Consider the following 2,853-nt stretch of genomic DNA (forward strand, 5'->3'; position numbering starts at 1 on the left):
AGCCCGGCGCCGGGATGAACATCGACCCGGCGACGCTGGATGCCAGCAAGGTCACCGACTACGCCACCAAGGCGCATGAGACGACGCTGACCGGCTTCGTGATGGACATCATCCCGACCACCTTCACCTCGGCCTTCGTCGAGGGCAACATCCTGCAGGTGCTGTTCATCGCCATCCTGTTCGGCGTCGCGCTGATCCTGATCGGCGACAAGGGCAAGCCCGTCGTGGCGCTGTTCGAGGCGGCGAGCCACGCAGTGTTCCGCGTGGTGGACATCCTGATGAAGGTCGCCCCGATCGGCGCCTTCGGAGCCTTCGCCTTCACCATCGGCAAGTACGGCATCGGCTCGATCGTGAACCTCGCGGCGCTGGTCGGCACCTTCTACCTGACCTCGGCGCTGTTCATCATCGTGATCCTCGGCGCCGTCTGCGCGCTGAACGGCTTCTCGATCTTCCGGCTGATCGCCTATCTCAAGGCCGAGATCCTGCTGGTTCTGGGCACCTCCTCGTCGGAATCCGCCCTCCCGAGCCTGATGGACAAGATGGAGCGCGCCGGCTGCGCCCGTCCGGTCGTGGGTCTGGTGGTGCCGACCGGCTACTCGTTCAACCTCGATGGCACCAACATCTACATGACGCTGGCGGCGCTGTTCATCGCGCAGGCGACCAACATCGACCTGTCGCTGGAACAGCAGATCCTGCTGTTGCTGGTGGCGATGCTGTCGTCGAAGGGCGCCGCGGGCGTCACCGGCGCGGGCTTCATCACGCTGGCGGCGACGCTGTCGGTGGTGCCGACCGTGCCGCTGGCCGGGATGGCGATCATCCTCGGGGTGGACCGCTTCATGTCGGAATGCCGCTCGATCACCAACTTCATCGGCAACGCCGTGGCCACCGTGGTCGTCAGCCGCTGGGAAGGCGCGCTGGACATGGAGCGGTTCCAGGCGGTCATGAACGGCGCGCGGGACGACCAGCATGCCGAGGCGATGCCGCTGCGCGGCGCTCCGGCCGGACTGCAGCTGGGCGAAGCCAGCGCCGACTGAGCCGCCACATCAAGGCCAAAATGAAAAGCGGCCCCGGAAACGGGGCCGCTTTTCCGGTACCTGGGGTGGGGAACCGTCACTTCGCCGGCGTGTCCTCGGCCTCGCGCGCCAACCGGATCGCCTTCAGCCGCTCGGTCTTGGCGGCGCGGGCGTCGTTCTCCGCCTCGATCAGCTGGCGGGCGGCCTCGGTGGTCGCATCGGCCTTGCGCTGCTGCTCGGACCGCGGCGGCTGCGGCTTGCTCATCGCGCCCTCCGCTCCGGTCTGCGGCTCGCCGCGCATCATCTGATCGAAGGTTTCGAGGCTGGATTTGGACTGTGCCATCGATACGGTCTCCTTCTGGGGCTGCCCCGGGTCTTTCCGGGACTCCCTACCCTAGGTAGGGCATCCGGCCGCCGGAACCACCCCCTACGGCCCCGCACCCTCAATCCGGGGTGACGGTCAGGGTAACGCGGTCGCCGGCGAACCAGGTCTTGCCGAACTCAACCGGCCGCCCGGCGGCGTCGACATTCACCGCCTCGGAGCGCAGGATCGGCGCGCCCTCCTTCAGCCGCAGCCGCAGCGCCAGCACCGCCGGCGCCGTCTTGGCGGTGATCCGGGTGCTGGCGCGGGTGTAGTCGGCAAGCCCCGCCGCCCGCAGCGCCGCGGTGACCGAGCGGGTCTCGGACAGATCGGCCAGCAGGCCGGGAAACCGCTCGGCCGGGAAGACCGAGCGGAAGGTGGCGAGCGGCACGCCATCGGCAAGCGAGAGCCCCTCGTAGACATGGACCGACGCGCCGGCCGCAAGCTGCAGCGCCTCGGCCTCCCGCGCGTCCGCATGGCGCGTCTCCAGCACCAGCGTCTCCCGCGAGGGGCTGCGGCCCGAGGCGGTGACATTCTCGTGGAACCGCACCCTGCGGCCCAGCGGGTAATCGGCGGGCCGCCCGGCGACGAAGACCCCGGCCCCGCGCCTCGCATGGACCAGCCCGGCCTCGGCCAGCCCGGCCAGCGCGTGCCGCACCGTGTGGCGGTTGACCCCGAAGCGCAGCGACAGCTGCGCCTCGGTCGGGAGCTTGTCGCCGGGCAGGTAATGCCCCTCGGCGATCTCGGTGGAGAGGGTGCCGGCGATGGCCTGCCAGATCGGGCTGCGCGTCATGCGGTGTCACCGAAACTTCACGATTGAAGGCTTGCCCCCGGGTGGGCGGCTGGCCTATGATTTGTATAGTTGTATAGGATTGCAGACAACTTCGCAAGGTGTCGAGATGAGCGGACTTCCCGAAAACGAGGCGCGGCGCGGCTGGATGGGGCTTCTGGCCCGCGCCCCGGCCGAGCGGCTGGCGGTGCTGATGCCGGACCTGCCGGCGCATGACCTGCTGCGCCGGCCCGAGATCGGCGCGGTGATGGTGCGCGGCCGCACCGGCGCCACCGGCGCGCCCTTCAACCTGGGCGAGATGTCGGTGACGCGCTGCTCGGTGCGGCTGGAGGGCGGCGCGGTGGGCCATGCCCATGTGCAGGGCCGCGACAAGAGCCACGCCCTGCGCGCCGCAGTGACCGACGCGCTGCTGCAGACCGAAGCGGCGGCGGGGCTGCGCGCGGCGGTGCTGGAGCCGCTGGCCGCCGAGGAGTCCGAGCGCCGGGCGCTGCGGGCCCGCAAGGCAGCGGCGACGAGGTCGAGTTTTTTCACCATGGTGCGGGGAGAAGACGCATGAACGACGCCCTGAGCGGCGGCTTTGCCGCGCCGCCGATCGAGTCGGCGACCGCCTTCCGCGCGATGCTGGAGGCGATGGCCCGCCCCGGCACCATCGTCACCCTGACCGGGGCCGAGCCGCCGGCGCCGCTGTC

General features: G+C 70.2%; 5 protein-coding genes. 3 read left to right on the forward strand and 2 right to left on the reverse strand.

Annotated features, from left to right (window positions below; translation table 11 throughout):
* A partial coding sequence (gene dctA, locus C5F48_RS22855) for a C4-dicarboxylate transporter DctA (protein WP_107666008.1) occupies positions 1–1,034 on the forward strand: 1,034 nt, incomplete at its 5' end.
* Between the two features lie 76 nt (positions 1,035–1,110).
* Here the strand turns inward: dctA and C5F48_RS22860 are convergent.
* Positions 1,111–1,356: a hypothetical protein gene (locus C5F48_RS22860; protein ID WP_107666009.1), complete on the reverse strand. Its 246-nt coding sequence runs from the start codon at positions 1,354–1,356 to the stop codon at positions 1,111–1,113.
* A 100-nt stretch (positions 1,357–1,456) separates the two neighbouring features.
* Positions 1,457–2,167 (reverse strand): phosphonate metabolism transcriptional regulator PhnF, encoded by a 711-nt coding sequence (gene phnF, locus C5F48_RS22865; RefSeq protein WP_107666010.1) that lies wholly within the window; start codon positions 2,165–2,167, stop codon positions 1,457–1,459.
* Positions 2,168–2,273: 106 nt separating this feature from the next.
* Here phnF and phnG point away from each other — a divergent pair, with 106 nt between their 5' ends.
* Positions 2,274–2,720, forward strand: coding sequence for a phosphonate C-P lyase system protein PhnG (phnG, locus tag C5F48_RS22870; protein WP_107666011.1), 447 nt, complete (start codon positions 2,274–2,276; stop codon positions 2,718–2,720).
* On the forward strand, positions 2,717–2,853 hold a 137-nt coding region (locus C5F48_RS22875), incomplete at its 3' end, for a phosphonate C-P lyase system protein PhnH (RefSeq protein WP_181247758.1). The genes phnG and C5F48_RS22875, both read left to right, overlap by 4 nt.

Origin of the sequence: Cereibacter changlensis JA139 (assembly GCF_003034985.1) — a bacterium.
Classification (GTDB): domain Bacteria; phylum Pseudomonadota; class Alphaproteobacteria; order Rhodobacterales; family Rhodobacteraceae; genus Cereibacter; species Cereibacter changlensis.